General features: G+C 65.3%; 27 protein-coding genes. 12 read left to right on the forward strand and 15 right to left on the reverse strand.

The features are described from left to right. Positions 1-220: 220 nt before the first annotated feature. Together H6A16_RS02435 and H6A16_RS02440 are read right to left on the reverse strand one after the other, a co-directional pair. A complete protein-coding gene (locus H6A16_RS02435; RefSeq protein ID WP_204615825.1) occupies positions 221-1,909 on the reverse strand; it encodes a PH domain-containing protein in 1,689 nt (562 codons plus the stop codon). After that, positions 1,906-2,385, reverse strand: a complete 480-nt coding sequence (locus tag H6A16_RS02440; protein WP_204562304.1) for a PH domain-containing protein — start codon at positions 2,383-2,385, stop codon at positions 1,906-1,908. The genes H6A16_RS02435 and H6A16_RS02440 overlap by 4 nt, the downstream gene beginning before the upstream one ends. A 224-nt stretch (positions 2,386-2,609) precedes the next feature. Here H6A16_RS02440 and H6A16_RS02445 point away from each other — a divergent pair, with 224 nt between their 5' ends. After that, positions 2,610-3,137, forward strand: coding sequence for an RNA polymerase sigma factor (locus tag H6A16_RS02445; RefSeq protein WP_204615826.1), 528 nt, complete (start codon positions 2,610-2,612; stop codon positions 3,135-3,137). After that, complete coding sequence (locus H6A16_RS02450; RefSeq protein WP_204615827.1) at positions 3,121-4,242, forward strand: DUF4179 domain-containing protein; 1,122 nt, start codon at positions 3,121-3,123, stop codon at positions 4,240-4,242. Before H6A16_RS02445 ends, H6A16_RS02450 begins: the two co-directional genes overlap by 17 nt. A 104-nt stretch (positions 4,243-4,346) precedes the next feature. Here the strand turns inward: H6A16_RS02450 and H6A16_RS02455 are convergent, their stop codons facing one another. The 4 genes from H6A16_RS02455 to H6A16_RS02470 form a co-directional block, all read right to left on the reverse strand. Then, positions 4,347-5,462: a GNAT family N-acetyltransferase gene (locus tag H6A16_RS02455; RefSeq protein WP_204615828.1), complete on the reverse strand. Its 1,116-nt coding sequence runs from the start codon at positions 5,460-5,462 to the stop codon at positions 4,347-4,349. Positions 5,463-5,755: 293 nt separating this feature from the next. After that, on the reverse strand, positions 5,756-6,130 hold the full coding sequence (locus H6A16_RS02460; protein ID WP_204615829.1) for a HepT-like ribonuclease domain-containing protein: 375 nt from the start codon (positions 6,128-6,130) through the stop codon (positions 5,756-5,758). Next, positions 6,117-6,416 (reverse strand): nucleotidyltransferase family protein, encoded by a 300-nt coding sequence (locus H6A16_RS02465; protein WP_204615830.1) that lies wholly within the window; start codon positions 6,414-6,416, stop codon positions 6,117-6,119. Before H6A16_RS02465 ends, H6A16_RS02460 begins: the two co-directional genes overlap by 14 nt. Before the next feature lie 132 nt (positions 6,417-6,548). Beyond that, on the reverse strand, positions 6,549-7,391 hold the full coding sequence (locus H6A16_RS02470; RefSeq protein WP_204615832.1) for a helix-turn-helix transcriptional regulator: 843 nt from the start codon (positions 7,389-7,391) through the stop codon (positions 6,549-6,551). Between the two features lie 257 nt (positions 7,392-7,648). Between H6A16_RS02470 and H6A16_RS02475 the strand changes: the two genes are divergently transcribed. Both H6A16_RS02475 and H6A16_RS02480 read left to right on the forward strand, forming a co-directional pair. Continuing rightward, entirely contained in the window at positions 7,649-7,960 is a 312-nt protein-coding gene (locus H6A16_RS02475) for a PadR family transcriptional regulator (protein ID WP_204615833.1), read from the forward strand. Continuing rightward, positions 7,957-8,106, forward strand: a complete 150-nt coding sequence (locus H6A16_RS02480; RefSeq protein WP_204616208.1) for a hypothetical protein — start codon at positions 7,957-7,959, stop codon at positions 8,104-8,106. The genes H6A16_RS02475 and H6A16_RS02480 overlap by 4 nt, the downstream gene beginning before the upstream one ends. An 88-nt stretch (positions 8,107-8,194) precedes the next feature. Here H6A16_RS02480 and H6A16_RS02485 read toward each other — a convergent pair whose 3' ends face one another. The 4 genes from H6A16_RS02485 to H6A16_RS02500 all read right to left on the reverse strand — a co-directional run bounded on the left by H6A16_RS02485 (position 8,195) and on the right by H6A16_RS02500 (position 11,812). After that, positions 8,195-8,941 carry a GyrI-like domain-containing protein gene (locus H6A16_RS02485; protein ID WP_204615835.1) on the reverse strand — a complete coding sequence of 249 codons (747 nt, stop codon included), beginning with the start codon at positions 8,939-8,941 and terminating at the stop codon, positions 8,195-8,197. A 117-nt stretch (positions 8,942-9,058) separates the two neighbouring features. After that, a complete protein-coding gene (locus H6A16_RS02490; protein WP_204615837.1) occupies positions 9,059-10,717 on the reverse strand; it encodes a hypothetical protein in 1,659 nt (552 codons plus the stop codon). 5 nt (positions 10,718-10,722) lie between these two features. Beyond that, positions 10,723-11,031: a DUF1648 domain-containing protein gene (locus H6A16_RS02495; protein WP_204615839.1), complete on the reverse strand. Its 309-nt coding sequence runs from the start codon at positions 11,029-11,031 to the stop codon at positions 10,723-10,725. A gap of 31 nt (positions 11,032-11,062) precedes the next feature. After that, positions 11,063-11,812: an ABC transporter ATP-binding protein gene (locus H6A16_RS02500; protein ID WP_204615841.1), complete on the reverse strand. Its 750-nt coding sequence runs from the start codon at positions 11,810-11,812 to the stop codon at positions 11,063-11,065. Between the two features lie 127 nt (positions 11,813-11,939). Between H6A16_RS02500 and H6A16_RS02505 the strand changes: the two genes are divergently transcribed. The 4 genes from H6A16_RS02505 to H6A16_RS02520 all read left to right on the forward strand — a co-directional run bounded on the left by H6A16_RS02505 (position 11,940) and on the right by H6A16_RS02520 (position 14,834). Then, positions 11,940-12,317, forward strand: coding sequence for a GntR family transcriptional regulator (locus tag H6A16_RS02505; protein ID WP_204615843.1), 378 nt, complete (start codon positions 11,940-11,942; stop codon positions 12,315-12,317). Between the two features lie 8 nt (positions 12,318-12,325). Next, positions 12,326-13,438, forward strand: a complete 1,113-nt coding sequence (locus H6A16_RS02510; protein ID WP_204615845.1) for a DUF1648 domain-containing protein — start codon at positions 12,326-12,328, stop codon at positions 13,436-13,438. A gap of 144 nt (positions 13,439-13,582) precedes the next feature. After that, positions 13,583-14,005, forward strand: coding sequence for a helix-turn-helix domain-containing protein (locus H6A16_RS02515; RefSeq protein WP_204615847.1), 423 nt, complete (start codon positions 13,583-13,585; stop codon positions 14,003-14,005). Between the two features lie 94 nt (positions 14,006-14,099). Beyond that, positions 14,100-14,834 carry a TVP38/TMEM64 family protein gene (locus H6A16_RS02520; RefSeq protein ID WP_204615849.1) on the forward strand — a complete coding sequence of 245 codons (735 nt, stop codon included), beginning with the start codon at positions 14,100-14,102 and terminating at the stop codon, positions 14,832-14,834. 42 nt (positions 14,835-14,876) lie between these two features. Here the strand turns inward: H6A16_RS02520 and H6A16_RS02525 are convergent, their stop codons facing one another. Next, a complete protein-coding gene (locus H6A16_RS02525; RefSeq protein ID WP_204615850.1) occupies positions 14,877-15,512 on the reverse strand; it encodes a helix-turn-helix domain-containing protein in 636 nt (211 codons plus the stop codon). 256 nt (positions 15,513-15,768) lie between these two features. Here H6A16_RS02525 and H6A16_RS02530 point away from each other — a divergent pair, with 256 nt between their 5' ends. Beyond that, positions 15,769-16,284, forward strand: coding sequence for a hypothetical protein (locus H6A16_RS02530; RefSeq protein WP_204615851.1), 516 nt, complete (start codon positions 15,769-15,771; stop codon positions 16,282-16,284). A 19-nt stretch (positions 16,285-16,303) separates the two neighbouring features. Then, positions 16,304-16,654: a DUF2200 domain-containing protein gene (locus tag H6A16_RS02535; RefSeq protein ID WP_204615852.1), complete on the forward strand. Its 351-nt coding sequence runs from the start codon at positions 16,304-16,306 to the stop codon at positions 16,652-16,654. Between the two features lie 3 nt (positions 16,655-16,657). On the opposite strand, the gene H6A16_RS02540 is transcribed toward H6A16_RS02535, so the two are convergent. From H6A16_RS02540 to H6A16_RS02550, 3 genes are all read right to left on the reverse strand, one after another. Next, a complete protein-coding gene (locus tag H6A16_RS02540; protein ID WP_204615853.1) occupies positions 16,658-17,338 on the reverse strand; it encodes an alpha/beta hydrolase-fold protein in 681 nt (226 codons plus the stop codon). A gap of 781 nt (positions 17,339-18,119) precedes the next feature. Beyond that, a complete protein-coding gene (locus H6A16_RS02545) occupies positions 18,120-18,707 on the reverse strand; it encodes an epoxyqueuosine reductase QueH (protein WP_204615854.1) in 588 nt (195 codons plus the stop codon). Beyond that, a complete protein-coding gene (locus H6A16_RS02550; RefSeq protein ID WP_204615855.1) occupies positions 18,704-19,363 on the reverse strand; it encodes a DUF3267 domain-containing protein in 660 nt (219 codons plus the stop codon). The genes H6A16_RS02545 and H6A16_RS02550 overlap by 4 nt, the downstream gene beginning before the upstream one ends. A 158-nt stretch (positions 19,364-19,521) precedes the next feature. Here H6A16_RS02550 and H6A16_RS02555 point away from each other — a divergent pair, with 158 nt between their 5' ends. Beyond that, the gene (locus H6A16_RS02555; protein ID WP_204615856.1) at positions 19,522-21,585 is read left to right on the forward strand and encodes a class I tRNA ligase family protein; all 2,064 of its coding nucleotides are present in this window, start codon (positions 19,522-19,524) and stop codon (positions 21,583-21,585) included. Between the two features lie 294 nt (positions 21,586-21,879). Further along, complete coding sequence (locus H6A16_RS02560; RefSeq protein WP_204615858.1) at positions 21,880-22,437, forward strand: GNAT family N-acetyltransferase; 558 nt, start codon at positions 21,880-21,882, stop codon at positions 22,435-22,437. Between the two features lie 260 nt (positions 22,438-22,697). Here H6A16_RS02560 and H6A16_RS02565 read toward each other — a convergent pair whose 3' ends face one another. Beyond that, positions 22,698-24,479, reverse strand: a complete 1,782-nt coding sequence (locus H6A16_RS02565) for an ABC1 kinase family protein (protein WP_204615860.1) — start codon at positions 24,477-24,479, stop codon at positions 22,698-22,700. Positions 24,480-24,484 lie beyond the last annotated feature (5 nt).

Below are 24,484 nucleotides of genomic sequence, written 5' to 3' on the forward strand. Positions count from 1 at the left end.
CCCTCAGGCGGCAGCCAGCCCGGGTGAAGATAGGTAGGCCCGACCGGTCGCGGTAGCTCCGCGGGCGGTCGGGCCGGTTTTGCCTCTTGACAATGTTCAGCTCATATTAAAAAAGGCGCTTGTCTGGACCCGGAGCTTAAAACCCATCCAATGTCCCCACTTTTTGCGACAGGATGGCGACAAGATTGGAGCTGGCACCGTCCTGCCGCCATCTTGTCGGCTACCTGCGCGGGCGGTACCAGGCCAGAAGCTCATCCGCCGCATCGGCCGGCAGGTCGCGAAGAGAGAGGCCGCCGGCATCGCTCGCCGCAGTACGGACGGAAAACGTAGCCACACCGGCACGGCGCTGGAAGGGGTTGGCGCGCACCTCCGCGCGCTGCAGGCGGGAGCGCACCGCGATCACGGTGAGCCGCGTAAGGCCACCGGTAACGAGCACCAGCTCGCGGACGGTATGCCCGTAACGCGCCGCGCCCCAGGCTCGAAGAGCATCCGCCACGAGCCCCACGAGCAGCACCGCGCTCAGCAACATCCCCGCCACAAGCATCGGCTCCAGCAACCAGCCGACATTCGCAAGCAGGTCGGAGAGACCGAACAGCCAATGCACGCCGAAAAAGATCGCCGTCGCGAACGGCCACCAGATCACCGCGCGTACCACGGCGCGTCTGCGCGCAACGCACCCCAGACGCCCCAGCTCGGCACTGGCAAGAACGCCCGCGTAATCCGGAAGCACCTGGGCAAGAAACGCATCGATCTCGCTCACGCGAATAAACGGATGCATAAGCACACTGCCCGAGGGCTCCCCGTCGGTCTCCCCCGGAGCGGAAACCACCTGCGCCGAAACCTCGGCATACCCGATGAGCTGGCGGATGATACCCTGGCGCACCACCACGTACTGCACGCGGCCCATCGCAAGCGCATGCGACGACCGAGAGAGCAAGCCATGTTCGACTACGACGCGGTCCGCATAGCGCTCGACGCGATACCCCGCGTAGCGCACGAGATTGGCTGCAAACGAAACGACCGCACCCAAGAGAAACGCGGTGGCAAGAAACGCCAGGACCACGGGCACGATCATCGGGGCGATGCCGGCCACGAGCTCCGAGCCCTTCCCAACGACATCGAGAAGTTCCCACTCGATCAGCTGATTGACCCCGTTGACGAGGAGGACCACGAGCGCGATTGCCTGGCCACCGGCGCTCATCTGCGACGCCGCGGCAAGCACGAGCTCGCGGCCTGCAAGCGAGAAGGTGGCAAGCGGTTGCTCTTCGAGCCGTCTGTCGGCCGCAGCCGAACCCTCTTCACCCACCATAGCCCGTCCGTCGGCAGCGCGCCTGCGGCGAAAGAGTTCCTCGCGAAGATCTCCAGCCTCTCCTGCACGAAGGCCGGAAATCTTGGATGTCTCTCCCTCCGAAGCAGCAGCGCCCGTGTCGAGGTCAAGGGATATGAGGCCGAAGACGCGGTCGAGCAGCGAGGAGCTCATCGTAACCGTGTGGATGTGCTCGTAGGGAATCGTGAGGCTGCGTCGGTTGAACAGACCCCGGCACAGGCGAACTCCCTCCGCCGTGAGCTCCCAAGTCCTGAAACGCCAGACGGCAAGGCTCAAAAGCAGGCAGACCGCGAAGATGGCCGCAGCAGCCAGGATCAGCTTGGGAAGCGTTCCCAGATCCCCGGCAAAGAAGTCAGGCGCCAGGAAAAACGCGGCAAACACCACCAAGCCGGACGACATCTTGAATGCCTCGACGACCACCGAGAGCGGGTTGGCGCGGTGCGCACCAAGAAGCGCCGCCGGGGTGGCATCCGCGTCCTCGAAAAGCGAGTGCTCCGGGACGGCCAGCCGCTCGAGATCTTTCTCCAGGCCATTGACGTCAACGCCCGGCGTGCCAAGCGCATCTTTCTCGCCCGCGCTCACACGTCCTCCTTAGCGAGGCGCGCGAGCTCGGCCACGCGGTCGCGCAGCTCGTTGGCATCGTCCTCGGCAAGGCCGGGAATCTCGAAGCTCTCGCCCGCCGTGGAGACGGTGACCGTCGCCAGGCCGTGCGCCCGAAGGATAGGCCCTTGCTTGGTCTGCACATGCTGGACGCGCACAAGGGGCACGAGCACGCGCTTCTTGGTGAAAACGCCGTGGTAGAGGTCGACGTCGGTGGGCGTGACATCGTAGCGCCATGTTGCGTACTCAACACGCGGGGAGATGAGAAGGTCGCCCACGCAGATGGCCTCGATCACACCGGCCACCAGGTAGACCCAGAAGACGTCACCGCCCAGATGGCGAACAACAAACCAAGCAACAACTGCCAACACGGCAACCACCGCTATGCCGATGACGTCCGAGATGCACCACACGCGCAGCATGCGCGGATCGAGACGGTGCGAGGGCAAATTACTCACGGGGCTCCTTCGGTCGCGAGAACAGAACCATTCTCGCATGCGCCGCCGCACACGGCAACGCCGACGAAACGCGGTAAAGCGAGTTGCCCGCTCGCCTCCATTGATGACAAGAACATTTCTCTCACAAGCCCCATCACATTCCCTCCTCTCCCGTGTGTAATAGGCGAAGGGGAAAGACAGCTGCGACCCCGAGACGCCTGACGAATCACGAGAGGAGGCTGCCGATGACGGGACCGAACCGCACGCCCGACCGCGACCCCGAGCGGCTCGTGCGCGATTACGCCGACCTCGTCCTGCGCGTGTGCTACACCTACCTGCGCTCGACGGCCGACGCCGAGGACGTCTGCCAGGACACGCTCGTGAAGCTCATCTGCCGCGACGAGCCGTTCCGCGACCCCGGCCACGAGCGCGCCTGGATCATACGCGTGGCGGCCAACGCCTGCAAGAACCTGCTGCGCGACCGCGGCGCTCACCCGGCGGTGGAACTCGACGCCGTGCCGGAACCGGCGGCGTCACAAGCGCCCGGCGAAGACGCGCTCCGGAGACGCGACGAGCGTGTGCTCGGCGCCGTCATGGCGCTCCCGCTGCCGCAGCGCGAGGCGGTCTACCTGCACTACTACGAGGGCTACCCCACGCGCGAGGTCGCGCGGATCGTCGGCGCCACCGACGACGCCGTGCGCCAGCGCCTGAGCCGCGCCCGGGCAAGGCTGAGAGACGACCTGGAGGGAGACTACGATGACTTCTCCGCTTGATTCCTACACCCGCTCTATGAACGACCTGCACTTCTCCGATGAGGCCAAGGCTCGCATGACCGCACGTCTGCGCGACGTCGCAGCAAAGAAGGACGCGCGGCCCGAGGCCGCGGCCGACATCCTGACCATGCCCGCACGGCGCCCCGCCCGTCGACCGCGCCGCTGGGCGCGCGTCGCCGCCGGGCTCGCGCTGGCACTCGCGCTGGGCGGGGGCGGCACCGTCGCCGTGGCGGCGGGCGTGCTGCCCAACCCGGCCGACGTGCTCTCCGACGTCTTCGGCGGCGCGCCGGCCCAGACCGAGCTCCTGAACGAGGTCGGCCGCCCGATCGGCGCGAGCGCGAGCTCGAACGGTGTCACCGTGACGGCCGAGGCCGTGGTGGGCGATCGGTCGAACTTCACCGTCGTGTACGACGTCGAGTTCGACGACCCCTCCGCGCTCGAGGGGGTCGAGCCCAACGAGAACGGCGTGCTGCCGCTCGTGGCCGACGCCGCCTGCCACGTCGACGGCACCGTGGCCGGGGGTGGCACGGCGTGGTTCTACGACGCCGACCCGAATGACAACACGATCCAGTACGCCGAGTCCATGGGCTTCACCACCTGGAACGACGCGGGCATCATCGGGCGCACCATGCGCTTCTCGATGGACGGCATCCGCACCTTGGAGGGAGAGGACTCGCGCGCCATAGCCATGGGCGACTGGGACCTCAAGTTCGAGATGAACTACGTGGACACGACCGTCGACCTTCCTGCCGGCCAGGAGACCACCTGGCAGGGCACGGGCGTCACGATTGACGCCGTGGCGGTGTCCTCCGTCGGCGTCACGGTCGACTACACGATCGACCGCCAGATCGGCGACCTCGGCCCCTCGGGCAGGCTGAGCGACGAGGCGCGGGCCAAGCAGGACGCGGTACTGGGCCTCCCCGTCACCGTGACCTTCGCGGACGGCACCACGTTCGACGCGACCAACGCCAACACCACCGCCGTGAAGCGGGACGACGGCACGAGCGCCGTCACCAAGACGGTGACCTACGACCGCATCGTGGCCGCGGGCGACATCGTCAGCGTGACCGTGGGCGACGTGGAGATCCCCGTGAGCGCCGCATAGAATCGAGACAGCCTACGAGAAGGGGCGAGCCGCTGCGGCTCGCCCCTCTCTTGCGGTCATTCTCATTCCGCTCTCCGCAGCCCCATCCGGGGCCGCTCCTATTCCTACTCCCCGTGCGCCACGCACTCGACGCGCATGGCCCCGTAGGCGGCGGCAACGCGGGCGTAGCGCGCGGGGTCGTAGCCGATGCGGTCGATCTCGGCGACGTCGTGCGCGTCCTTCTCGCGTCCGCTCGCGACCTTGGCGGCGCGGACGGACTCGAGCGTGGCGCAGCCGATGACGGCGCCGCCCGGCAGTGTGCGCCCCTCAAAGAGGTCGCGCTCCTCGACGCCAGGGACGACCGCCTCGAGCAGGGCGTCGAAGCCGTCGGTCGCCGCGAGCGCGGCGTTGCGCTGGCGGAGGTCATTTCCCTCGAAGCGGAACGGGCAGAAGCTCACGAGCACGCCGTCGACGAGCGCGTGGACCCCGAAGTCGTCGCGACCCCCGTTGCATCCCAGGTTGAGCGAGTCGAGCGCGGGGTCGTACAGGCCCTCGGCGGCGAGCCATGCGCGCACGGCCGGCATGTCGCCCAGGCGCACCGAGACGTCAACGTCGCCGTGGGGCCTCCCGGAGTCGCGCCCGGAGGCGACCCAGGGGACGAGGCCTCCCTGGAGCCAGGCCCTCACGGCGAGGCCGGGAGCGGTCAGCACCCGCAGGGCCACCGCACGCGCCTCCTCGAAGGGGGCACCCCCTCGGGTGCTCTCGTCACGCCTGCCGAGCGGGAGCGTCATCACGGCCTCCCTGTCGTCGCCGGAGACCTCCCGGAAGCCGAGCCGCTCGTAGAGGCACGCTGCGGGGTTGGAGCACTGCACCGAGAGCGACAGCGCGGGGTAGCCGAGCTCGGAGCACCGCTCGATGAGGGCGGAGAGCAAAGCAGTCCCCAACCCGCGGCCGCGATGGCCCGGCAGGACGGAGACGGCGAGCTCCGACGCGCCGTCCCCCGCGAAGCCGTAGCCGCGCATGAGGCGCGCCCAGGCGGCCCCCACGACCTCGCCGCCCTCCTCGGCGCAGACGGCGACGTCGCCGGCGCGGCCGAAGCCCTCGACGTAGGCGCGCAGCAACGGGTCCGTAAGCACGGCGCGTGGTGGGCGCGGCTCGCCCGGCTCGGTGTGGATTGCCTGGTATAGAAACTCGTCCAGCAGCCCGTACTCACCGGGCAGCATCTCCCTGATTTTCGACATAACTGTCCCTCCATCCGATAGCGAAAGCGTAAGGCGTCATCGGCTAGAGGTTTGTCGTCATGCGTGCCTCCTCGGGAGGGAACATCTGGGGTAATTCTACCCGCAGGGGGCATATGGATGCACGGAGACGCGGAGGCGCCGCGCGGAAGGCTCCCGCCATCTGAGGGCGCAACGACTCCATTACACCTTGAAATGGCTCCGACCGTCTTTTGCGCCGCTGCATGCAGCAGCGAAACGAATGCACATGAAACTACACCTGACGTTATTTCACGAAATGCGTCGCATCCGCTTCTCTACTGCTCCAGCCGTTCATCTCGATAACTCTTGAGCGCCTCCGCAAGAACGGGAATGTCGTCGCTGATGATCAGCCAAGCAGCATCACGGTCGATCTCCCAATAACCATGGGCCACGATGTTGCGAAATCCCCGTATGTTATGCCAAGGTATCTCCGGCATGCTTTCGGTGACTTCGTCTGAAAAATGACGGGCGTCTTCGACGATGCGATACAAAGGATTCATGGTAGCGTCGAACGCAATCTCCCCTTCAAACGACCGATCATCTGCGAACGACTGCGCCGTGAGGTTGAAATGGGCGACGCGCTCTTGCAGCGTTTCGATATCCTCAAGCATGCGTGTGATGATTCTCGAATCGCGCTCAACCTGCTTCATACAAGAGCACCTCCTCGTCCTTGATAGAGTCGTAGAAGCTCGACCGCATCTGATGCGGCTTTGCGCTCACGATGTCGACATCACATCCGAGCTGCCGCTGCAAGGCCAACTGGATATCGTACAGCGCCCCATAGGTCATCCCGCTCCCGCAGAGGAGGCGCACGTCGACATCGCTATCAGGAGTCTGATCCCCGCGCGCATAGGAACCGAAAACATACGCTTCTTTAACGTCATAGTCTTTCAGGATGTTCGAAAAAGCCGCCTGAATGGCATCGCGAGTCGTCATTAGCCTCCCCCTTCCTAGCAGCATTGTACCCGCGTACGCCCAACTCACTACCCAGTAAACGGCTATATAGAAACGTCGTCTAGACGGGCAGACAGCAGCGCGGTATCGACGCTCATGGGGACGCCCCCAACGTCATCCTTGTCGGAACTCCCGCCCGCGGCGGCTCCGCCCGATCGCCCAGAACGCGAGGAGCACGACCGCTCCGCCCGCAACGACGAACCAGTCGCGGGGAGCGTCGAGTCCGCCTGTCGCCGCGCCGAGGGCGACGGAGCCCGCGGCCCAGAGCGCCGGTAGGACGGCAGCCGTCCACGCCCGCCTCGCAAGCCGCCCCAGGGCGAACGACGCCGCAAGTGCCACAGTGACGGCGAGGATTACCGCCAGTCCGCGGAACAACGCGGGGTCGAGGAGGATATCGCCCACCACGAGCACGCCGACGCCGACCGCGAGGCCCGCGAAGACCTGCAGGACGAGCCGCATCCCCAGGGAGGCGCCGCTCGCGCGGGCGACCTCAGCGGGCTCGCCCGTCGCCGCGCCCAGGAGCTCGGCGGCACTTTTGACGTCCTCGGGGTCTCGTCGGTGGCGCGCCGCGGTCATGACGAGCGAGAACGCCACCGCGAGCACCGCGAGCAGCAGGCGCAGCACCGGCTCCAGGTACTCGCGCCCCGCGACCGCCGTCACGGCGAGCGCCGTCAGCACGACCACCTCTACCGTCGCAAGCACCACCGCGAACGTCCTCGTCCTCCGCTCGTTCTTCTCGATCATCTCGCGCATCTCGTCCACATCCCCTCTCACCATCTCGTCGATCGTGGTGCCGAAGAGGTTCGCGAGAAGCAGCATGCTCTGGACGTCGGGAAGGGTCTTGCCCGTCTCCCAGTGGCTGACCGTGACGCGGCTCACGTAGAGCTTTTGCGCGAGCTCCTCTTGGGAGATGCCGAGCCGCGTGCGACGCTCCCTGATCTGGTTGCCGACGTCCATACACCCATCCGATCCTTCGCAACCCATTCGACGCCTCAAACGTAGACGAGTGGCGCCCAAATTGCAGTATAAAGTGCTTTACAGGCACTCTGACCTGCTATTACTCAAATTGGCAAGAAGCCATTTCCGTCGTGGCCGGCGAGGCAGATTGCAGCTCCTACCCCCCTCTCCGAATTGCTCCACAAAACCTGTTGACGTCTTATACCTTGTGCCGTATAGTATGTGTCGTACAGTATAAGACGAAAGGAGGTGTGCGGATGGAAGCCCAGATGAAGCGCGGCTTTCTGGAGGCATGCGTGCTCGCTGCCGTCTCCGGTGAGGAGTCCTACGGCTACCAGATCGTGAAAGACGTGCCCGCATCCATGGGGCTCACGGAGTCGACGCTCTACCCGCTGCTGAAAAGGCTCGAGAAGGCCGGGTGCATCACGGCGCGAACCGCCGAGCACAACGGGCGGCTGCGCAAGTACTACCGCATCACCGATACCGGCCGAGCGCGCATCGGCGAGTTCCTCGCCGAATGGCCGTCCGTACAGGAGATCTACGCGTACGTGGAGGGAGCGCAATCATGACGAAAGATGAGTTCCTGAGCCGGCTCAGCGACCTGCTCGCCTGCCTGCCCACCGATCAGATTGAAGAGACCAAGCAGTTCTATGTTCATTTATATTTCTTATCAAAAATACCTATTTCTTTTAGTGATGATGACAAGACCGGGTGACTAAGGCACCCGCAGCATGCCGCGGCGTAACGGCTTCGTCCGGCAAAGCACGCATGCAGCTGCCCTGTGCCTGGATATCGTACAGAGCTCAACGCTTTCGAACGGGATGACGAATCACCGTGCGCAGCTTCTCAGGTTTGGTGCGACGCGGGTCTCCGAGGTAGATCTCGTGGTGCAGGCGCACGACCGGCACGGCACCATCCGCATCGAGCGCTGCAAGCAAGGCCCCGGCATCGAACGTCGCCGTCGCCCGATGCCCCTCGGGCGACTCCCCGCCCGCAACGATATCCGTCGCAAACCCCTGCTTCGCGATGAACGCGGTAAGTGCGGCGACGGTTGCCGGTTCGTCATCGTAGGGGCCCCGGTGCATCACCTGCGCACACGGTCCCTCGGCAAAACGGACGAGCCGGAGCTTCCCAGATGCAAGCTCGTCGGCAAGCGCGGGCTTCTTCGCGGCGACCATCTCGAGAAGTCTCGGGGACGACTCGGGCGTCACGAAATCCGGCTGACGGATAAGCGAGATCCATGAGAGCGCGCTCTTATCCGCAATCGACGCACCGTCGAAAGCGCCTGCACCGCCCCACCACAGACCCTCGAGCGGCGGCACGACGTAGTCGAAGTAGCCTTCTGGCTGCCAGTCGCCCATCTTGGACATCTTCACGGCGTAGGAGAACGCGTACAGCAGCTCCAGCGCACGGCTATAAGCGCCGCCTTCCTCGTTGGGATCGCCCGTTCCTGCCACGGCGGCGAAGGTCATCGCCGGCACATCGACGAACGACGGCTTGGCCTTGGGCTGATACAGGTCGCGAAACTCTTTCTTGAAGTCGTAAGCCATCTCGACCTCCCTGTTCGGGGCCTATTGTCTCCTCACGATAACAGAACATGTGTTCGTTTTCAAGAAGGGATGCCGTACCTTCAGTGCGACAAGTTTGAACCTGGCACCATCTTGTCGCTACCAGCCGAGACCCGGAAGGCCGCGGTGAGCAACCAAGCGAAGGGCAGTGAGGCCGACGAGCGCGCAGGCGGCAGGAGCGATGAGGTTGATTGCAGCCGACACCGCAGGCCCGAAGACGTCGGCGGCCGTCACCGAGAGGAATCCGAGACCGAACGACACAAGCACCCCGCCGAGCGACCCCGCCATCACCGGCAGGCCGCGCTTGATGATCTCGGAGGGAGACGTCCAGGCGAAATTGGGGCGCGCGGCATCGATGGAAAGCGCGACCGAGGCGAAACCGACGAGCATACCCATCGCGCAGACAGCGCTTTGCAGGACGATCAGGGGAGCGATTCCTCCGACGAGGAGCGCCACGGCCGAAGCCGCCACCGCGGCCCCACCGAGCACGATGTTGGCGAGCAGCTTCGATGCCAGCACGGTTCCGGCTCCCACCGGCGCCGTGAGCATAAGCCAGTTCGCGCGCGCCTCGAGCGAGACCGAGGGGCCCGCTGTGAGCGACATAGCGCCGCAGAACCCGAATACCCATGGCAGCGCCGCATCTATCTGAGCGCGCATTGCCTCTACCGCTTGGGCGTCGAGACGCACGCCGTCGACAACCCCGGAGGAAAGCAGGGCATCCACCCCGAACACGGATGCCGCGACCGACGCCATCACCATGAGGAGCAGACCCGCGCAGCCGTTCATAGCATAGAAGGGCATGGATCCGATACGGCGCAGCTCCTTACGCGTGAGGGCGAAAAGCGGGCTTGTCGCCGCCGAAACCTTTACTCTCTTACGACGGCTGCGGGGACCCGATGCGGCCAAGGCGTTCACCGCGGAATAACGGGCGGCAAGGCCCAGCGTCACCAAAGCCGGGCACGCGAGCGACAGCGCGCAGAAGGCGGCAAGGCCCGTCGCAGACCCGCCAACGACAGCGGCGCCCGCCCATGCCGCAGGCGGGTACACCGACGAGACCGCCGCGGAGAGCGCGCCCGCCATATCGCCCATCGCCGCGAGAACAGCGACGTCGTCGGCACCGGAAAACGATTCACTGAACGCAAACGATCCGGCAACCACGCCCACAACAAGCAACGTCGACAGGACAAGCTGGACCACGCCTGCATGACGGAACCTCACGGCGACCGATGTGAGCGCAAGCGAGACGATCGTGGCCACCGCCGCGGGCGCAAGCGGTGCCAGCACGGACACGACAACCGCCATCGCAACCGCTCCCGGAGCCGGAGATGCCACCAGAAAGTACGCCGTGTACAACGGAACCGACAGCAGCACGGAAAGCGCGATACCGAAGCCGTAGAGCGGAGCCGTCCGCACGAGCACCACCGTGCGCACAGGCACCGGCAGCGCCGTCACGAGATCGTAGTCGCGGCAACCGAAAACCGTACCCGGCGCCTTCACGAACACGAGCGCCACCGCGGCAAGCGAACCCGCGAGCGCGGCGAGTGCGGGAATTGCCTCCCCCGCTCGCGCGGCGACCATACCGGACCCGAGCGCCCACATATAGGCGGCCGCCATGGCAGCGAGAAGGACAGCGAGCACGCAGGCGCCGGCGACACGCAGGCGCCCGGACCCGCGCCGTACGCCGAGGCTGTAGAGAAACGCCCCCGCCTGAAGCCGCAGCAGCGTGAGGAGCCCCTGACCTCCGGAAACGGCAATCACCGCACTCACCTCGTCCCCAACAAGACGATGATGACAACCGCTATGAGCGCAATGGCAGGCGTGATGTAGTACATGGCGATGCGGCCCTCTCCCCTGCCCGCGAGCCTCGCCGACACGAGGAGGTTAATCGCCACGCAGGCGACGGGTACGCCGAACACCACGGCGTCGCGTGGCCAGTAGGAGCTCACCTCGCCCGTGAGGCTCCACTGCATGGGAACCTGGTCGGGCAGGAATCCGCGGGCTGCGAGGAGCACGGCGAGGGTGAGCGCACACAGGGCGGTACTCGCAACGATATGAGTTTTGGCCGACTTCATGATGACTTCTCCTTATCTTGATCGCAGGTAACTAAACGCGAGGTGCGTCCGCGACATCGGAGCCATTCTCGACAAGCTCCAAGAACACGTCCTCGAGTGACGCCGAGCCGCGTACCTCATCGGTGGGACCGAAGGCGACAAGCTCGCCGTGTCGAATCACGGCCACGGTGTCGCAGAGCTTCTCCACGACCTCGAGCACATGGGACGAGAAGAACACCGCGCCGCCGGCGTCTGCGCGCTCGCGCAGGATGACCTTGAGCTCGTGGGATGCCGCCGGATCGAGGCCGACGAACGGCTCGTCCAGCACGAGAAGCGTCGGGTCGTGCACCAACGCGCCCACAAGCACGAGTTTCTGACGCATACCGTGAGAGTAGGCGGACACCGGATCCCCAAGGACGCCGGCAAGCTCCAGGCGCGTCGCGAGTTCGCTTATGCGCTGGCGGCGCATGGCAACGCCCACACCGAAGATGTCCGCGATGAGGTCCAGGTACTGCATGCCGGTAAGGAAGTCGTAGACGTCAGGGTTATCCGGCACGTAGGCCATGAGGCGCTTGGCAGCGATCGCGTCGCGCCACACGTCGTGACCGCAAACCCGCACCGTACCCGATGTGGGAGGCTGCGCACCCACCACCGAACGGATGAGCGTGGTCTTGCCGGCACCGTTATGGCCGATAAAGCCGCAGATCTCGCCGGGCGCCACCGAAAGTGAAAGGTCGCGTACGGCGATATGACCACCGTACTCCTTCCGATAATGGCTCACTTCAAGGACAGATCGTTCCATGGATGCCTCCTGCCTGCCATTGTGTTATCTCTGCTATAGGTCAGATATAACAGTTGGCGGCATACTACCACTCCTCTGATCTGTTTGCTATAGTTCATATAGAACAATTTTACGAATCGAGAGCACCATGGTCATAACCGTCGACAAACTCTCGGAGACGCCGCTCTACCTGCAGCTGCGCAACTCCGTCATAGCCGGCATCGCCGCCGGCGAGCTGCACCCCGGCGACGCCCTGCCCTCCGTGCGCTCGCTCGCCGAGGACCTGGGTATCAACCTGCATACCGTCAATAAGGCATACGCAACGCTGCGCGACGAGGGCTACGTCATCATGCTCGGCCGACGCGGCGCCTATGTGGCAGACGTCCCCGCCGATCCGGCCGCTGGTATGGGTGAGGCGGACCTCACGGAAGCGCTCACTAAACTCGCTACCGAATTCAAGGCGAGTGGCGGCACGCAGGATGCGTTCATCGCCGCCGCAAAGCGTGCAGCAGCGAACCTGGACTAGGAGCATACATGTCACCCCACCTTATCGCGCTGATCACAAACGTGTCGATGGCGCTCATCACCTTCCTCTCCGGCCTGCTCATCGCCGCGACACCCTGGCTTACCCGCGGGCGCGAGGCCTTCGCGGTGAGCGTGCCCGAGGCCGCGCAGAAAGATCCCCGCATCCATCGGATGCGGCTGGTCTACCTCGCCTGCGTCCTCGTGGTCTCGGCCGCGTCCGCCGTCGCAACCCTCGTGCTCTCCTCCACATACCCGATTGCGATGGCGACGGTCGTGTGCGTACCGGTAGCCGTGGGCTTCGTGCTCATGCTCGTCTTTCGCACGCGCGTGCAGGCGATCAAGCGCGCGGAGGGCTGGCAAACGCGCACGGCACGGCTCGCCGCCGTCGCCGGCACGGCAGAGGCGAATGCGCCCCGACCGCTTCCGCTGTCCTGGAACCTCCTGTACCTGCCCGTGATTCTGGCGACGCTTGGCCTCACGCTCGCGCTCTACCCCGCAATGCCCGACCCCGTGCCTGTGCACTTCGACGCCGCGGGCGCGGTCGACGACTACATGGCGAAGGGGTGGCAGGTCGTCGCCATGCCAATCGCCGTCCAGGCGTTCATGGCGCTCTGTCTCACCGCGTCGCACTGGCAGATACTCAGGAGCCGCAGGCCGACTTCGCCCGAGCACCCCGTCGCCTCCGCCATCGCCTATGGCATGTTCGCCCGCGCGCAAAGCGCGGCGCTGCTCGTCACGGGCCTCGTGATAACCGCGTCGATCGCGCTTATGCCGCTCGCTTTCGCCGGCGTCGTCACCTCCGAGCAATCCATCGTCGCGCTCGTCGTCATCATCATCGGCGCCATCATCCCCAATCTCGCCGTCTCACTGTATTACGGACAGGCTGGATCGAGGCTCCTGCGCCGCATGACCGCCTCGAGTTCGCTCGACTTCGATGACGATGAGCGCTGGAAGCTCGGCGTCTTCTACGTCAACCGCAATGACCCCTCCGTCGTGGTGCCCCGGCGTTTCGGCATCGGCTGGGCCATGAACTGGGGCAACCCCAAGGCATGGGGGCTTGCCGCACTGCTCGTCGCGGTAATCGCGGCCTTCGTCGTGGTGATCGAGGTTCTACTCAAGTAGGCGACAAGTTTGTACCTGGCACCATCTTGTCGCTCAACCGGGACTCTACTGGCGGTCGAGTAAACTAAACCAGCCGTCGGTTGAGTGCGTGGCCCTCCCGTGAAACGATGGGTCCACCGCACACGTACCCGGAAAGGACCGATCATGACCGCACAGAGCTTCGGTGCCACCATCGCCGCGCTTCGCAAACAGAAGGGCTTGACGCAGCTCGAACTCGCCCGCCAGATGGGCGTGACCGACAAGGCTGTCTCCAAGTGGGAACGAGACCTCTCGTTTCCGGATGTCGCCTCGCTGCCCAAACTGGCGGAACTCCTTGATACCTCTGTCGACGAATTGCTCAAGGTGAAAGGCGCCGCGCAGGAGGAAGTCCAGGAGGCCCCGGGCACGAAGGTTCCCGTCCTTGTCGAGCTCGTGCTCAAGGCGGTCGCCCTCGCCATGGGCGTCGGCGTCACCGCCCTCACCATCATGGACGAGGTCGAGCCGCGCCACGCGCTCTGCCTGCTCGGCATCGGCCTCGCCTGCCTGGCTCTCGTCCAGCTATCCCACACCGACGAGGCACACGGGTGACAAGTTTGTACCTGGCACCATCTTGTCAAAACGTTGACGGATTGTAGATTTCCGCCCCCTAGTCTCTTGAAGTGAAGAGAAAGGGAGCGAATCCATGTTCAACCCGAGCGACTGCACTGCCCCTGCTGGCAACGCGATACCCGACAAGGCCGAACCCAGCGCTGCCACCGGCAAGATGCTTATGGTCGCTATCACGCTCGCGGTTATAGCCGCCATCGCAGCGACCATCGCGCTCGGGCCCGCCCTCTGGTCGTTTTTCTCCGACGGAGCATCGCTTCGCACTTGGGTCGACGCGCAGGGGCCCCTCGCCCCCGCCGCCATGGCAGCGCTCGTTGTAGCGCAGATCGTAATCGCCGTTCTGCCCGGAGAGCCGGTCGAGCTCGCTGCGGGCTACCTGTTCGGCTTCATCGAGGGCACAGCCATATGCCTTGTCGGAGGCCTCATCGGCACGCTTGCCGTGACCGCGCTCGTCAGAACCTTCGGTATGCGCGTCGTGCGGACATTCTTCTCGGAAGAAAAGCTCGCAAGCATCTCCTGGCTGCGCGACTCGAAGCGCTTCGAGCTCATCATGTTCATCGTGTTTTTGATTCCCGGCACGCCCAAAGACGTGCTTGCCTACGCCGCAGGCCTCAGCACCTGCCCATGGTGGCGTATCGCGGCCATCACCACCGTGGGCAGAATTCCCTCGATCGCGACCTCGACGCTTGCCGCCGGCTTCGCATCCGAAGGGTCATGGGTCGCCGCGGGCGTCACGCTGATCGTGACCGGCGTCATCGTCGCCGGCGGCGCGGTCGCGTACCGCGCCATCAGCCGGTGCGCATCCTGCTGACCTCAGGCGCTCCTCACACCCAAAGCGCCCGGCGCAAAGGCGCTACTGCGCGCGCTCCCCCGGGATGCTCCCGCGCACGGGTCGCTCGCGCTTCGGCGTGCGCACACGCATCAGACCGTGGCGGTTGCAGTAGGCGTAGATGATGCCGGATGCCCCCATGCGGAAGCGCGCGGCCGCCTCCTGCTCCGGGTAGAGCTTCTTGAGCATGACGCCATCCATCGTGACGTAGGCGATAAAGCTGATGTAGTGGTCCTTCTGCATGGGATGGTCGAGCGTGACGTACCACTCGTCCTCGATGCGCTCCACCGCGATGGCATGGTCGCCGTCCGCATCCTCCGCCTCGCAGGGAACAAGCTGCACGCCGCAGCACGAAAACGATCCCTCGCCCAGCGCGTGGACCACGTTGCCGCAGATCGGGCACACGTAGAACTTGCAGCGCATGAGGTTTCCCGCCCGGTTGGCGTTCTGGCGCACATCGCCGGTAAGCAGCTCTGCCACCGAGACACCCAGCGCCGCGGACAGCGGCTCCACGAGCGAGATATCGGGAAGGCCGCGCCCCGACTCCCATTTCGATACCGCCTTGTCGGTCACGCCGACGGCCTCGGCAAGCGCGCGCTGCGTAAGGCCGCGCTGCTCGCGCAGGCCCTTGATGGTATCGGCAGTCAGATAGGTTGCCATACAGGTGCCCCTCCTTCGGTTGGCGCCTTGCGCGCCGCATTTCGTTCGTGCCCCAGTATGCCGCCCGCGCAGGCCACGCGCCACCTACGGACCGTAGAGTCCGATCGCGCCCCTCGCCCGCCTCCGCACGGCGTCCGCCCGCCGAACATCCATGGCAGATTCCGGGCGCCGCCGCTGCCCTCCGCCGCGTCGGGTACACTGAGCCTCGAAACCAGCCAAGACCCCCTTCCATCCGCGCACTTCGAAAGGCACCCCTATGAGAATCCGCACCACCCTTGCAATCGGCATGCTCGCCACGGCGCTCGCCCTCCCCCTGTCGGGATGCTTCGGCCTCGGCAGCGACGAGGCGGACGACCTTGCCAACGCGATCACCAACGTCGTCGAGAACGCGACGCAAGCTGCGGAGCAGCTGCAGGATGTCGAATGGGATAAGCTCAGCCGCGCCGTGGTACGCGACGCCGCCACGGGCGATGTGATCGCCGAGGTCACGGACCAACCGACGGTCGAGGCTGCGTTTGCGCCGTTCAGCTCGGAAAACGGGCTGACCCGCAAGCCGAAGGAGCCCGAGGAGTACCTGATCGAGGTCTGGCAGCCGACGACCGTGAAGCTGGGCCAAGATGCCTCCGACACCGAGGAGATCCAGGTCCTCGAAGTCATCACCTATGAGAATTCAGACGTGGTGACCCTCACGGTGACGCCCATCGAGCTCACGCTGCACCTCGATACCGCCGCAGGCTCGGCGGACGCGCTGCGAGCGCTCGCCCAGCAGTAAAGCCACGACAGGAGGCCCCATGCCCCGTAAACCCATCTCCCAGCTTTCGTTTACCCAGATCTACCCCCTGCTCGTGCAGAAAGCCGAGCGCAAGGGCCGCACGCGCGAGGAGGTCGACACCGTCACCTGCTGGCTTACCGGGTACGACCGAGAGGGCCTCGAGCGCCAGCTTGCGCGAAACGTGACCTACGAGACCTTCTTCACCGAGGCGCCCAGCTTGAACCCAAACCGCTCGCTCATCACCGGCAAGATCTGCGGCATCGACGTCGCCGCCATCGAGGACCCTATCGAGCAGAACGCCCGCTACCTCGACAAGCTTGTGGATGAGCTCGCCCGAGGCAAGGCACTCGAGAAGGTTCTGCGCTCGTAGGCGTTATCGCACGCCGGCCAGATGCGCCTCGAGCGCGTTGAGGCCTTCGTCGAAGCGCTCGCGATGATGCTGCATGTGGTTTCCCGGACCGAGCGAGCAATCGACTTCGCAGCCGCGCTCGCGCAGGATGCGTGCGCAGGCGTCCATATCGTCCTGAACGCTCCGCATAATGGGCGCCCCCGCCTTGGGCTCCTTCTTGCCCAGCGAGAAGAAGGCGTAGCGCCCCGCCCCGTCGAACGGCGCCTCGCCAAGATAGTCGACCCAGCCCTGGTACCACAGCGATCCGGAAAGACATGCGCAGGCGGAGAAGATCCGATCGCCCGTGAAGGCGAACAGTGAGAACAGGCCGCCGAGCGAATAGCCGCAGATCGCGCGATGCGCCGGGCGGCGTGCGCCTGTCTGCGCCTCGACAAGGGGGACGACCGTCTCGCGCAGCTCAGCGAGCGTCGACACCGCATCGCCGCCAAAGCGCGGCGCACCGCGGCGCAAGCCCGGGGCCTTCCACGGCGTCAGGCTGTCGTTCCAGTCGCGAACCGGCACGCTCACCACCGTGGAGGCGCGCCCCTCGGCGACCGCGCACACGCCGACCGGATGGTCCGGAGAGTCGATCACGTAGATCACCGGCGACGAATCGCCGCCCGTACCTCGGAATACCTCCACCTTGCCGATATCGACATATCCCATGAGGTCATCACCTCGCTGTTATCGTCGCAGCGCACCTCCGTGCTTGGCGCGTCCGCGAAAACGAGCGGGAGCATCGGCGCGCATGCGCCCATCCGGCCCGCTCGATGGGACACATTGAATCACTTCTTCATGCGATTTCGTACAGCTTTGGCACCTTTTACCGTAAACGTAGCCGCCGCCTTGGTGACCGTAACGATACCGCGCCCCGTCGCCGAGCACGCCTTGCGCGCAATGGCCGGAGCTTCGCGCGCAGCGGCACGGGCGGCACGGGCCGCCTGTTCCTTCGCGACAGCGCCCGCCTTCTCCGCTGCGGCATCCAAGCGCTCTTCGATGCGCGAGGGCTCGCGCCCCGAGAAATTGCGCTGCCCACGGCTTGCCAAAGCGGCTCCACCGACGATAGCGGCAACCCCCCGGACCAGGCAGGATGCACATGGGCACGCCTGCGGCTGCAAGCGCTGTGCCCACCGCCATCTGCGCGGCTCCCTTGGCCTTTTGGGTTGCCGGAACGGAGCCGTCCTTACGCGGCGCGTCCGGGCCGTTGCGGTGCTTCTTGCGGCCTGCCATGGCGAAATCCTCTCGTCCTGCGTGGCAATGCGTTTGAAACCCGTATACCCAGCCTGCCCACTCGTGCGGACCGGCCGCCCCACGTTCCGAGAATATATATATTCTCGGTAAGCTCATCGGCATTTGCCCAGGATTCGGCAGGTCGCCCTTCCGAGAATATATTAATTCTCGGAAGGGCGACTGCGATTTCGAAATCAGAAACTCGCGTGCGGGGTGCCTACCGCCCAGCCTGCTTGGCCGCGCGGCGCTCGTCGCGCAGGCGGATGCGGTCGAGGGCCGCCTCGGCGGCAGAAAAGCGACAGCCGCAATAGTTCTGCCGGTACATCCCCAGCTCGCGCGAGCGGCGCGTGGCCTCGGGGTACCAAGGGCGAAAATCGCGGATAACCGGCGTGAGCCCATGCGCCGCGGCAAGGCGCTCCAGCACGTCGTTGCAGGTCTCGAACAGCTGATAGGGCGAGACGGCAAGCGTCGTGGCGATGTGGTCGAACCCCTCGGCCTTAGCCACGCGCACCGCCTCGGCAAGCCGCAGCCCGTAGCAGGCGCGGCAGCGGCGCTCACGCTCGTGCGCGCCGATGGGCGCCACGCCGCGCTCCCAGGCGGCATAGTCCTCATGGGCCTCGATGAGAGGGATGTCCATCGCCGCGGTCCAACGGCGCAGCTCCTCCAGACGCCGGTCGTGCTCGTCGATCGGCTGGATATTGGGGTTCGTCCAGCAGATGGTGGGCTCGAACCCCTCTTCGACCAGCAGGCGCACGGGCTCCAGCGAGCACGGTGCGCAGCAGGCGTGCAACAGCAATCTGATCATCGACGTCCATCCCCCTCAGCGGTGGAATCCGGAATCGGGCCCTCTTCGCCCTCACCGTAGAACTGAACTCCCCAGGTGCAATCCTCGCAGTGCGTGATGCGCGCGTCGCCGACGATGGCCGCCGCGTAGCACCAGTCGCCCGTGCATCCGGACAGGTGCACCACGGCCACGACATATCCCAGAAGCGGCCACCCGCTGGCAAGGCCCACCGCAAGCGCCAGGGCCGTCACGGCGACCGTCGGCGCGAGCGCGACCACCAGGTACTGCCGGCGCGTGTACACGATGCCCTCGGCGCAGGCGTAGAGCATGCCCACCTTCCAGTTGGCGCCAAAGGTCACGCGCGCCCCCGCAGGCGCGAACAGCTTGAAGAACAGGCCGTGTACGAGCTCGTGCACGCCGAGCGACACGAACATGGCCACAGCCCCCAGCGCGAACCACAGGGTGCTGGGTCCAAGAAATCCTAGGTGAGGGCCCTTGCCCTCGAGCAACACGGCAGCGAGCTCGGATCCGGGCAGACCAAGCCGCTCGGGCACGCCCAGGGCGAACCACAGCACGCCCAGCACGGCGCCGACCGCGATCGCCACGACCGACAGCCGCACCATGCGATGCAGAAACGCCTCGTCCTCAAACGTATGGATGTCAGATATCTTTCTCATGGCACCCATCATACTCGATGCCCTCGGATGCATGGCGAACCCTGTCCGAATTGTCGTGAATCCACTGCTCAGCAGCAATGCGGCCGTCATGTGCGATAATGGATGGCTGCCGCGCACACCGCGGCGATACGACCGATCAAGACCACAGGAGGAGCGCCATGGCCGCTCATCTCAGCAAAGATTCCCGCCCCGCATGGCCGCGCCGCGCCGTCGTCACCGCCGGCATGCCGTACGGCAACAAGAACCTGCACTTCGGGCACGTGGGCGGCGTGTTCGTCCCCGCGGACTTCTTCGCGCGCTTTCTGCGCGACCGCCTGGGCAAGCAGAACGTGATCTTCGTCTCGGGCACCGACTGCTACGGCTCCCCCATCATGGAGGGCCACCGCAAGCTCGTCGAGTCGTGCGGCTCGGACTGCACCCTGACCGACTACGTGCAGGCCAACCACGACCTCCAGCAGGCCACCATCGACGGCTTCGAGATGCAGCTCGACCTGTTCGGCGGCTCGGCGCTGCCGCCCGCGGCGCCCATCCACAACCAGATGACTGCCGAGGTCATCGAGCGCCTGAACGAGCAGGGCGTGCTCCACAAGCGCGCGACCAAGCAGTTCTTCGACGTCAAGGCCGGCCAGTTCCTGAACGGCCGCCAGGTCATCGGCCGCTGCCCCATCCAGGGCTGCAAGTCCGAGAAGGCCTATGCCGACGAGTGCAACCTCGGCCACCAGTACGAGCCCGAGGAGCTCATCGCGCCCAAGTCCGCCCTCACTGGCGAGACGCCCGAGCTGCGCCCCGTGGACAACATCTACTTCGACCTGCCGGCCTACCTCGACTTCTTGAAGGACTACACCGCCAAGCTTATGGCCGACGAAACCGTGCGCCCCGTGGTCTCCAAGACCATGGAGGAGTGGCTGCTGCCCGCGCAGATCTACATCCAGAACAAGTTCCGCGAGGCCTTCGACGCCATCGAGGATAAGCTTCCCGCCCACACCGTCACCGAGGCCGAGGGCAACAAGAGCTCCTTTACCGTGACCTTCCCCAGCTGGGAGGAGCGCGACGCGGCTCACGAGGTGCTGGCGGCAGGCGGCGTGCGCTTCCGTTCCGGCAAGGCGCTCGTGCCCTTCCGCATCACCGGCAACATCGAGTGGGGTGTTCCCGTGCCCGACGAGTGCGGCTGCCATGGCCTCACCTGCTGGGTGTGGCCCGAGAGCCTGTGGGCGCCCATTAGCTTCACGCGCACGGTGCTCGCCGAGGCCGAGGCCGCGGGCACGCCCGATCGCTACGCCAGCGCCGACTGGCACGACTGGTGGTGCAGCCCCGATGCGCACGCATACCAGTTCATCGGCCAAGACAACATCTACTTCTACGGCATCGCGCAGACGGCGCTGTGGGAGGCCCTCGGCTGCCATATGGAGCAGTCGACACTCGTGGCCAACTACCACGTGCTCTATATGGGCAAGAAGGCGAGCTCCAGCTCGCAGACCCCGCCGCCACCCGCCTCGGAGCTCCTCGAGCACTACACCGCCGAGCAGCTGCGCGCGCACTTCCTGTCGCTCGGCCTGGGCGAAAAGCCGGTGAGCTTCTCGCCGAAGGCCTACGACACGCGCGAGACCGGCAAGAACCCGGACGGCACACCGCTGCTCGCCCGCGACGACAAGCGCGTGATCGACCCGGTGCTGAAGGAGGGCGCGCTGCTCACCGGCGTGTTCAACCGCCTGGCGCGCTCCTGCTTCTACGGCGTGGCGCCCAAGGAGGGCGACGAGGCCGCCTACCGCAGCGGCTGCATCCCCGCAGGCACGCCCGATGCTGACGTTCTCGACGCTGCCGAGCAGGCCATCCTCGCGTTCGAGCAGGCCATGCACACCTTCGAGTTCCACCATGCACTCGGCGTGTGCGACGAGTTCCTGCGCGCCGCCAACAAGCGCTGGAGCGATGCGAGCAAGGCTGCCAAGAACGCCGAGGACGATGCCGCAATGACCCAGGCCCTCGTCAACGCCTTTCACGAGCTGCGCGTGGCGACCGTCCTCATGCACGGCATCGTGCCGGTGGGCTGCGAGCTCATCTGCGAGCACTTCGCCATCGATCCGGATGTCTTCTTCTCGTGGGAGCACATCTTCGACACCTGCGACGCGCTGGTGGAGGGCCTGGGCGAGCAGCCCGGCACGCACGCCGTGGTCCCGCTGCCGCCGCGCTTCGACTTCTTCGAGAAACACCCGACCCAGCAGTAAACGGCGCGCCACAGCGCGTATCCGACTGAGCTGAGCGCTTTCGGAACATCTGCACGTCTTTGCTGTGCGCTTTGGGAACATGATCCTGGCGATTTTGTTCCCAAAGCGCACAGGCATATGGGGCAGGACGTTCCGGAAGCGCTCATCTTCGTTCGAGCAACCTGCACGCACATAGGTCGAGGGCGCCCCAAACAGATCCAACCGTGTTTTTCCGGCAATCGCCCCGCCCGGAATTGAACCGTCCCGGCCGTTGGCGCATAATCTGATGGCTTTGACCGGACGGAAGGGGATTCGATGGATAGCCAGCTGAGCATGCGTCTTGCGCAGCCCGATGAGGCGGCGCGCGTGATGGAGATTCTCGAGGACGGCAAGCGCTCCATCGCCCGGTTCGGCATCGAGCAGTGGCAGCACGGCTACCCCAACCTCGAGGCAGTCGAGAAGGATATCGCCGCCGGGGCCTGCTACGTGGCCGAAGACGCCAGCGGAGCGCTCGTGGGATCGCTCGCGCTGCTCGGCGGCATCGACGCCGAGTACTGCCGTGCGCAGGTGGGCTGGCTTACAGCCAATCCCTTCGAGGGAGAAGGCACGGCGCCCTACCTTGCCATCCACCGTTGCGCCACCGCCTCCGAGGCGCTTGAGCGCGGCGTCATGGGTTTCATGTTCGCCGAGTCCGAGGCCATCGCCCGCAGCCGCGGCCTGGAGAGCATCCGCATCGATACGCACCCGGGCAACATCGCCATGCGCCGCTTCCTCGCCAAGCAGGGCTTCACCGAGCTCTCCCCCTTCGAACTCACCCAGAAGGGCGACGAGGAAACCGACCTCACCCGCATCGCCTACGAGAAACTCGTCTAATAATCCGAGCGGATAATCGGCAAACACCGCCCCTCTTGCACCTCTTTGCAAAAAGTCGGGACTTTGGACGGCTTTTTAGCACCGGGTCGAGACAAGCACCTTTCTGACCTAGATGTTTTCGCAGGTTCAGAGGCTGCTTATACGGATCCGGGGTTAGAATTCCGTCCAAAGTCCCGACTTTTCCACCAACAGCACTTTTCGCCCAGCGAGCGGCCGCACGAAGCTGCGCCAATTTTGACGAGGCGGCCCATAGGGCAGGTCTAGCCACGTTTACCGTGGGAGTTCTTCCAGATCTCGCGACCGAGCATGAGGGCGAGCACGAGGGCCGAGAGGTAGCCCAAAAAGCCGATGACCGGGATGCCGAAGATGACCGGCTCGATCTTGGCGTAGTAGACCACCGACGAGCCGATGAACAGGCCGGCGATCACGATGGCCATCGACATACGGTCCACGATGCCGCCCACGTGGCGTAAGACCTTCTCGCTGCCCAGCACCTGCGTGTTAATCTTCAGCTGACCGCGCGTCAGCATGCGCGAAGCCAGGCCCAGCTGATCGGCCGCCTCGAGCATGCCGCGCGTCGCGCGCACCGAGGCGTGCGCCATCTCCTCGGCCATCTCGGCGGCACGCGTGAAGCTGCTCTTCTCGTTTCTGATATGCGTCGAGATGATCTCGATCATGTTGACGTCGGGCATGTACTCGGAAAGCAGGCCCTCGAGCGTCACCATCCCGCGCGCGAACATGGTGACGACGCTCGGCAGCTCGACGTCGTTTTTACGCGCCAAGCTCACGAGCGAGGTCAAAAACTCACCGATATCGAGGTCCTTCAGGTTGAGGCCCGCAAAATCGGCAACGATGAAGTCGAGGTCCGACAGGAAGGTCGAATGGTCGAGCTCCGCTGAATCACCGCGCGTCACGGCAAAGCGCATGAGCGAATCCTTGAGCTTGGGGACGTCGTTTTCGGCAACCGAGAAGATGATGTCCTTCACGATGGAGCGGTCGTGGCTCGACATGCGGCCAACCATGCCCAGGTCGATGAAGTACACGACGTCGTCTTTCAGGATGATGTTGCCGGCATGCGGGTCCGCATGGAAGAAGCCATCGTCGAGCACCTGCGTCGAGTAGTCCTCGACGATGCGCGCACCGATCTTCTCAAGGCTATAGCCCGCCTGAACGAGCGCCTCGGGATCGGCGATCGAGATGCCATCAACGTAATCCATGACCACGACGTGCTCGGTGCAGTACTGCAGGTACGAACGCGGACACGAGATGCCGCGCGTGTTCTCGTGAAACGTATGGAAGTCGTCGAGGTTGCGCGCCTCCATGAGGAAGTTCGTCTCCTCGCGGAAAGACTGCCACAGCTCCTCGACCACGCCCTGCAGGTCGACGAACTGGTCGGTCTTCACGAAGTGCGACGCAGTGCGCACGATAGAGCGCATGATGTCGATGTCCTGCGCCATGACCTGCTGGGCGCCGGGGCGCTGGACCTTGACGGCCACGTCCTCGCCGGACAGCAGCTTCGCGCGGTGCACCTGGGCGAGCGACGCGCTGCCGAGCGGTTTGCGGTCGATCCACTCGAACACCTCGGAGACCTTGCGGCCGTACTCGGCCTCAAGGCAGTCGCGCACCACCCAGAACGGAACGGGCTCGACATCGGTGCGCAGGCGCCGCAGCTCGTCGCAGAACGCCTGCGGCAGGATCTCGGAGCGGTTGGCGAGGATCTGCCCCATCTTGACGAACATGGGGCCGAGTTCCTCGAGCAGGCAGCGCAGGCGCTTGGGCGTGATATCGTGCCACACCTCGTACTTGCGCACCAGGCCGAAGATCTCGGCGATGCGGCGGCGGCGTCCCTTGGCCGTGAGCTGGAACTCCTCGGTGGGAGCCATGACCTCCGGCTCATCGGGGATCTCGTCCACCGCGCGGGGGCGACGATGCAGCCCGCGTGCGATGAGCTCCTCCTCGGTCGCAAAGACCAAGGTGTCCTCGGGGTCCAGGGGATCCCAGCGCGAGCCGTTCTGTCCGCTATCGGTACCTGCTGCTGCCATGGATT

Origin of the sequence: Collinsella tanakaei, assembly GCF_016900375.1 — a bacterium.
GTDB lineage: Bacteria > Actinomycetota > Coriobacteriia > Coriobacteriales > Coriobacteriaceae > Collinsella.